Raw genomic sequence first — 8011 nt, forward strand, 5'->3', positions numbered from 1 at the left:
CATGCGTAAACTCATTGTTATTTTCGTGACCTTGTTGATGTCAATTTCGTTTCAAACAAGGGCTGCCGATCTCGAAGCCGAAGAAATAGAATTGCGTGAAACGCCACAGAAGATGTACGACAGGCTTAATCAATCCCTCTCTTTTCCTATTGCCTTTAAGAACCGCGAACAGTTTGAGCGCGCCGCCCAAGAGCAGGGTTATAGCAGTGAAGAGTTCGAACATATTTTGCAGTTACTGGCGCGATTGAATATGGAGCCGAATGTAAAATCTAAGGTCGGGTTTCAAGACGCTAATACCCTTATCGAACTGCTTGCAAGCATAGCGCAAACGCCCTTTCAACAAGCGACTGTCGCCATGCTAAAAGGCCGCTATATTGGCCGCACTGAACAAAAATACCAAGAGGCCATCGCCTTTTATAATGAGGCACTGACACGGATTAACGACAGTTACGATGTCGAGTCCATGCTGCTCAAGCACACCATTCATGAACACTTAGGCGGTCTACACCTCGTTATCCGCCAAGATGTGCCTGCCTTAATGCATTTTCATACCTATCGCGATATCGCCTACAAGCTCAGGAACGATTATTTGATTGCGGCGGCCGAGTCAAAACTCGGGCATTATTACAATAAAAATCAGCAACTCACTAAGTCATTACAGCACTATAGCGAAGCGATTCGCTTATCTAATCGCTCCAATTATCCTTCGATGAAAACCCATTTGCAGTTGCAACTGGCCAAGGTTTATCGCGATTTAAAACAATGGGATGAAGCGTTAAAAAACGCCCATGAGGCCGCTGCAGGCTTTAAAAAAATGGGCAACGACACTTATCTGTCAAGTTGTATGACGGTTATCGCCATGGTGTATGGCGAGCAAGGGGATTGGAACCGTGCCATTGATTACTATCTCAACGCTCAACAGCTTGATGCTAAACGCGGCAACTACATTGCCCAGGGACTTAACTTTCATAATTTAGGCCAAGCCTACTCGCACCTAAATGATGAAACCAATGCCCTTAAGTATTTGCTTATGGCAAACAAGGTGTTTGTGGAAAAACAAAGTCATCATTACTTAGTTTATAACGAGTTACTGATCGGCGAGGTAGCTCAATCCAAGGCTGATTGGCCACTCATGATGAGCCACTCCGAAAATGCCTTGGCCTTAGCAACGGATTTAAATTTGCTTGATGAGCAAAAATCGGCATTGACGCAAATCGCCCTCGCGGCAGAAAAAATGCAGGATCAAACCAAAGTCATCAGCACTCAAAAGCGCATCATAGCGTTAAATCAAACCGCTAAAAATACAGCTAACGATCCTGCTGTCGCATCTTCGGTTTTGGCCGAGCAGCAACTAAAGCTCGAACTCAGTATGCTACAAAGCAAACTGAATGACGCTGTTGAAACCACTAAAAATACCAACAAATTGCTCGCTTTTAGTGGCTTGATTGCGACCATTTTGCTTGTAGGTATCGTAATCTTACTCATCCAACGTCGCAAAAATAGCCGTCAAAATGAGGCATTAGTTAAATTAAGTTTGCAGGAGCCCTTCACATCCCACCAAGGCTATGCTGCGCTGTTAAAGGATCTCGCTCCAAACCCAGTAAATTCGCCCACAACCGCCCTCGCCCTGATCGAATTTGGTGAGCATGTGAGCACCGACCTGAATCATGGTCAATATTTTGCCAATGCGATTACCCAGCAATTAACTCAGCACATCGGCGATTGCCTTTTAATGCCAGTATATGTGATCCGCCAAGGGCTATTTGCAGTAAGATTTACAGAGGTTATTGAGCCGCCGCAAATGTTACAAACATTGCGTCGATATCTTGATGGCAAAGACATAAACTTTAACTTCAATATTGGCTTTATCAATTTGCCACTGCTAGCCAAAGCAGAAATTAAAATCGACCCTAAATTGCTCTTTGAAACAGTACAAATGGCATTAGCTGGCGCTAGGAGCTTACCTTGCGATGCTAGCCATTATGTCAGTCTGAGGGCCTTAGATTTTGTGCCACCCACTCTCTTTGCCAATCCTTTATTCTTGCATTTGGAAAAGGGAATTGAACGCGGCCTCATTAGAGTCGAAACAAATGTAGCAAAAGAAGATATTGTTTGGCCTTGCTGGGAAAATAACCAAGTCAGACATTTATTAGAAAATATTTGATCAATATCGACAATTAATCACCATGGTAAGAGCAAAGCAATTTGCACTCTACAACCATTGTTATAACATTAGAAGCATGTGAGTTTACCGCTAATCTGGACAGAGGACGTCATGCTTGTTAGCCCTGCAGAGTTAGGAAAATACTCCGGATGAAGGATTCCAACGCGACAGTTACACAACTGGCACTACTTCAGCAAAAGCTTCACTCGGCAAAATTGGCCTTGGATGAAGTAAACGAAGACAGGAATGCTAAGTTACAAACACTACTCCAATTTATTGGTCATTTGAGTCTTGCCTGCAAAGGGCAAAATTTAGAACTAGACAATAAACTTGCCAAACTTCGCCATAACTTAAATACCTTTGAGCGAGTCGATGAGGCATTGCCGGAATTAGTCGATGTTGAACGTCTACTAAAAGGTCAGTATCACCATGTCATGGTGCAACTTGAAGAAAGTCGCGCGGGGCTTGCACAGGTTATCCGTCAAATCCAGCGGGTAAACTCTGCCCCTGAAAAACTCAAAAAAGAAGTTAACTACTTCAAGCAAGATCTGGCTAAACCTTTCCACACTGTGTGGGAATATATTCCTAAAGTAAAACAAATCATTGGCTTCTACGATACCATCCTGCAGCAGCAGTTCAATGAGACCGAAAAGCTCGATGTCTTGCCAAAGCATAGGCAACTCGCCCACGAGCTGGCGCAGATGATTTCAGAAATTGAGTTTCGTAAAGACCAACGCGACCAAGTACTGGTGATTAAAGAGCAGTTAGCGTCTGAGGTCGAAATCGACACTTTGCTCGAAGCCTATCAAACGATTTTGTCTCTACTGCTTGACAATATCGCCCGCGAAAAATCTGCCTCGCAAGAGTTTTTGTATGCGCTAAACGATGCCTTAGCGGCAGTGCGCGAAGTGGTAAGCGAATCCTATAATCATAATCAGCGCAGCTTCCAGCTTAAGACACAGCTTAATAGAGAGATAAACTCTCGCGTTGATAACGTAGGTGAAGCCATTATCGACACCGACGATATTGTCGATCTCAAAGCCCAGCTGACCGAACAACTCAACTCCATCCGTTCTGCCCTTGCCCGTAAAGAAGCACTCGAGCAGCGTGAGCAAGCACTATTACGCAAGTCGATGGAGACCATGCGCAAAGAGCTGAACGAGTTGAGTAATGAGGCTAATACCTATAAAGAACGATTATTCGAGCAGCAAAAACTCAATCTATTAGACAGCCTAACTCAACTACCCAACCGTGCCGCTTTAGAAGAGCGCATGGAGCTTGAGTACCGTAATTATCAACGTCATAAAACCCCACTGTGGATAGCAGTGGCCGATATCGATCACTTTAAGAGCATCAACGACAGCTTTGGTCACAGCACGGGCGATAAAACCCTGCAAGTTATTGCCATGGCATTGAAAAATTCCCTAAGAGATACCGAGTTCGTTGCCCGCTATGGTGGTGAAGAGTTTGTTCTGATTTTGCCAGATATTGACAGCAGCGATATTGGTCAACTTTTAAACAGGGTACGTGAAAAAGTAAAAAATATTCCATTTAAATTTAAAAATCAGCGGATTACAGTTACAGTATCTATAGGGGCTGCACAGGTTATGGGGAACGAGCTCATACATGAAACCTTCGAGCGCGCCGATGCAGCACTCTACAAAGCAAAACATGAAAGCAGAGACAGGGTTGTGATTGACGTATAACAAAGCCAGCCTATACGTCGCCAGTTATCACTCCTGTCTATACGAAGGAGTGATAAATGATAGTAAAAGTCAGCCCTAAGGGCAGCATGGATCAGCTTTCACAACTTGAAGTTGATCGCCTTAAAAAAAGCGCCAAAAGCGCCTTATATCAACTGTATCGTAACTGCTCCCTCGCTGTACTCGCCGCGGGCCTTAAAACCGACAACTCTAAAGCGTTGTTCGAGCAATACCACAACTTCGATATTCACGTGCTGCAACGTGAACGTGGGGTTAAGTTAGAACTTATCAATCCCCCCGAGCAAGCCTTTGTCGATGGACAAATTATCACAGGTATCCAAGAGCATTTATTTTCGGTGCTGAGAGATATCCTTTATATCAGCGACAAATACGACACCCTAAAACACATAAATCTCACTAACGCGAGCCACATAACTAACGTAGTATTCGATATTTTACGTAACGCCCATGCCATTGCACCGATGAAAGACCCGAACGTAGTCGTCTGCTGGGGCGGCCACAGCATTAATGCCATCGAATATCAATATACTCGCGAAGTGGGTTATCAACTCGGCCTGAGAGAACTCGATATTTGCACCGGCTGTGGCCCAGGCGCGATGGAAGGCCCAATGAAGGGCGCAGCCATTGGTCATGCAAAACAGCGGATTAAAAACGCCCGTTATATTGGTCTCACCGAGCCGAGTATTATTGCCGCAGAGCCGCCCAACCAAATTGTTAACGAGCTGGTGATTTTACCCGATATCGAAAAACGCCTTGAAGCCTTCGTACGCTTAGGCCACGGCATTATTATCTTCCCCGGCGGAGCGGGTACCGCCGAAGAGTTACTGTATATTCTGGGGATTTTGCTGAACAAAGAAAATCAGCAAACCCCCTTCCCACTGGTACTGACAGGCCCCAGTGAGAGTGCGGACTATTTCATTAAAATTGATGAGTTTATCGCCGCCACCTTAGGGCCTGAGGCTCAACAAAAATACCGAATCATTATCGATAATCCCGCCGAAGTCGCGCGAGTGATGAAGCAAGGTATGGAGCAAGTAAAAAACCATCGCCGCGCCACTGGCGATGCCTATCAATATCAATGGGGGCTAAAAATTGAACCCGAGTTCCAACTTCCGTTCATCCCCAGCCATGAGGTGATGGCCAACTTAGATTTGCATTATCAGACGAATAAAGCTGAGCTAGCGGCCAATTTACGCAAAGCGTTTTCGGGTATCGTTGCGGGTAATGTAAAATCAGACACCATTAAGCAAATTGAACAATTAGGCCCCTTCCACATTAAAGGGGACCCGCATTTAATGGAATTGATGGACAATTTGCTAGGGGCCTTTGTCGCCCAACATAGGATGAAACTGCCGGGTAGCGCTTATGTTCCCTGCTATCAAATAGTGAAATAAAACAATAACCGCCAATGAATAAGTTTTTGATTATCGATGGTCTCAACTTAGTTCGCCGGATTTATGCGGCGATCCCAGATGAGAACGATATGGACAGTTTAACGGAGCGTGTGAGTGTCGCCTGCACTAAACTGCTGCGCATTCACCACCCTACCCATGTCGCTATCGTCTGGGATGGTGATGAGATCTCTTGGCGTAAACAACTTTATCCCGATTATAAAAAGGGCCGTAAACCTATGCCCGAGCCTCTGGCTGCGGGCTTACCTGCACTGCAAGAACATCTTACAAGCGTACAAATCCAATCGATTTATGCCGCAGCTGAGGCCGATGATGTTATTGCCACACTTGCGATGAAAACCGCCAAAGCCCAAGGTGAAGCCGTTATCGTGTCCACCGATAAAGGCTTTAGCCAACTCAATCATCCGCGTATCAGCCAATGGGATCATTTTAATCAGCAATACCTTAACATCGCAGAGCTTGAGCAAAAGCTCGGAGTCGATCGTAGCCAATTTCTTGATTTAATGGCACTAGCTGGTGATAGCGGCAATAAAATCCCAGGTATTGCGGGGATAGGCCCCAAATCGGCGGCCGAACTACTCCGCACTTTTAGAACTCTAGCGGCGTTGTTTTCCTCTTTGCCCAATCTGGGCGCAAAACAAGCCAAAAAACTGGCCGAAGGTCGAGATATGGCGCGCCTTAGTTATAAATTAGCCCAGCTACAAACCGATTTACCCTTAAACATCAATCTAAAAGATTTTCGGTTCAATGGCCCCGCCAACACGCCGCAGGTCGATTAGCGCCTCTTGTTAACACTAAGTTGCAATAAAGCCGTTTACCTCAGGTCATCAAAAGCGTATTTTATTGATTTGCCAAATAACACATTGGATATGCAAAGGAATTAGATTCAATGAAATCAAAAGCTTCGGTTATTATTGGTAGCATATTTGCCGCCTATGTCGCCTTCGTCGCTGTAGTGGTTCTTGTATATGAGCCCACCCCGGATGAAATGGATTGGGAAGATAGGCAAGTCTATAACAGCCAGAAATTAAATGATTTAACCCTCGGGCAAGATATCTCTGCCGTCAAAACCCTGTTTGGTAAGGCCGATTTTACAGAGGCCAAATCCCTTAAGGAGGGTCAACTACAAGTACTCTTTTATCGTACTCACCATGAAAAATCCGATGGCGTAACCACAAAAGAAGAATGCACCCCACTGATTTTTAAAGACGATAAACTCGTGGCATGGGGTGATGATACCTATAAACAGTATCTCGACGCTGGCACCGATATCGTAAGCCGCACCGCCAAAGAGGTCGAAAGCTCAAGCAAAAATTGATTTGGCTCTGATATCGCCATCATCCCTAAGCTAAATATCCAAAGCTTATTGAGCTATCTCCAAAAACGGCAATGTAAATCAATACATTGCCATTCATGTTCCATAACTGCTTGGAAGCGAGATAACTTTATCGTCAAGTTTGCAGAATGAATTGTCATTTTCCCTGTGACACGCAACCCTTTAATTTAATAAAAACCGTCCCTGAGGCTCGACTAAAACCTAGATGTTTTAAAAGGTCACAGGTACAACAATGACAATCTTAAGTATCTCTCTAACTGTTCGTGCAGCTAAAAAGCTTTTGCCCCATTTTGTGTTAGCAACGACCATGATTTAACTCTTGTTACACATCTCGTTGACCAAACTTTAGTAATGCACAAAGTGAGTAGAGTTACTGTGGTTATTCAGTACGAAATCAGGCCTAAGCTAGTATTATGAATCCCACAACTCAAATATTTGGTCAAAGTTCCACTATTCAAATCTTTCATCTGTATTTCGAGCTCGCTCTTCTTCCCATTTTCGCTCAATGTCTATCCAGCTTTGTAGGGATGCTTTCTTTGAACTAGCCCATTGTTGAACTTTTGAATCGTCAAAATTTTCTAATTCAACATATACAGAGAGGCGCGCCTCAAGGAAATTAGCATACGACCCATGAATCGTGCTAGCTCTGCGAGTTATATCCATTTTTTCCAGTACCTCTAAGGCATTAGGGCTGATGTTCAAAAGCAATCTCGCTTCTTTGGTCAGTTGGTATACTTCGTTTTCTTTTCTATACGGCGATATTATCTCGGCAACAATAGGGCATCGTTTTGATAGGTTACTTCCACACCATTCAGAAATAAGTTCAAGTGGTATTGATGGTGTTTGGTTGCATTTAAAAAATGTGACTGCACGTTCCTGACAATTCCCTTTTTCATCGAGTAAGCTATCAAGAACAGCCTTAGGATTAGACTTCATTAATACATCGATTGTCTGAGGAAGATGATTTCCAATACTAAACAGTGGTTGCTGCTCAATCATACGTTCGAGAATTAAACGAGTTGCTTCATAGTTATTTGGGGTTGTAAGGGCAACTCTCACCACATTATGCATCACGTGATCTTTGTGACCATTGAAATCTTCTTTTGAGAAGTCAGCAAGGAGGAGAGTTTGCTGAGCTAGTTCTTTTATTTCATTTGAAGGAGCATACGCATTTTCAGGCCTTAAACCGTGGAATCTCATAGACAGGATTTCAATTGAAATCATTATACCATCAGGTTGTCTGTTAATTAGACTTAGTATTTTACCAAGATCGTTATCAGAAAGCCCGAATTCAGATAATAAGTGCACCACTCATGGTTAAACGGTGAGGAGAGATCAACTGCCTGTTGGTGATACTCTGTAGTCGCCAAACAAA

6 protein-coding genes are annotated in these 8011 nt (G+C 44.0%); 5 read left to right on the top strand and 1 reads right to left on the bottom strand.

Translation table 11 applies throughout. The features are described 5' to 3' along the window. Window position 1 precedes the first annotated feature (1 nt). The 5 genes from SHD_RS02100 to SHD_RS02120 all read left to right on the top strand — a co-directional run bounded on the left by SHD_RS02100 (window position 2) and on the right by SHD_RS02120 (window position 6618). Entirely contained in the window at window positions 2-2164 is a 2163-nt protein-coding gene (locus SHD_RS02100; RefSeq protein ID WP_023265633.1) for a tetratricopeptide repeat protein, read from the top strand. Between the two features lie 149 nt (window positions 2165-2313). After that, window positions 2314-3870, top strand: a complete 1557-nt coding sequence (locus SHD_RS02105) for a GGDEF domain-containing protein (protein WP_023265634.1) — start codon at window positions 2314-2316, stop codon at window positions 3868-3870. A gap of 56 nt (window positions 3871-3926) precedes the next feature. Further along, entirely contained in the window at window positions 3927-5282 is a 1356-nt protein-coding gene (gene ppnN / locus SHD_RS02110) for a nucleotide 5'-monophosphate nucleosidase PpnN (protein WP_023265635.1), read from the top strand. A 14-nt stretch (window positions 5283-5296) separates the two neighbouring features. Next, window positions 5297-6079 (top strand): flap endonuclease Xni, encoded by a 783-nt coding sequence (gene xni / locus SHD_RS02115; protein ID WP_023265636.1) that lies wholly within the window; start codon window positions 5297-5299, stop codon window positions 6077-6079. Window positions 6080-6189: 110 nt separating this feature from the next. Further along, window positions 6190-6618, top strand: a complete 429-nt coding sequence (locus SHD_RS02120) for a DUF3192 domain-containing protein (RefSeq protein ID WP_023265637.1) — start codon at window positions 6190-6192, stop codon at window positions 6616-6618. 468 nt (window positions 6619-7086) lie between these two features. Here the strand turns inward: SHD_RS02120 and SHD_RS02125 are convergent, their stop codons facing one another. Continuing rightward, window positions 7087-7860, bottom strand: a complete 774-nt coding sequence (locus SHD_RS02125; protein ID WP_023265638.1) for a hypothetical protein — start codon at window positions 7858-7860, stop codon at window positions 7087-7089. Window positions 7861-8011: the final 151 nt, after the last annotated feature.

The organism is Shewanella decolorationis S12 (assembly GCF_000485795.1).
Taxonomy (GTDB): Bacteria; Pseudomonadota; Gammaproteobacteria; order Enterobacterales; family Shewanellaceae; genus Shewanella; species Shewanella decolorationis.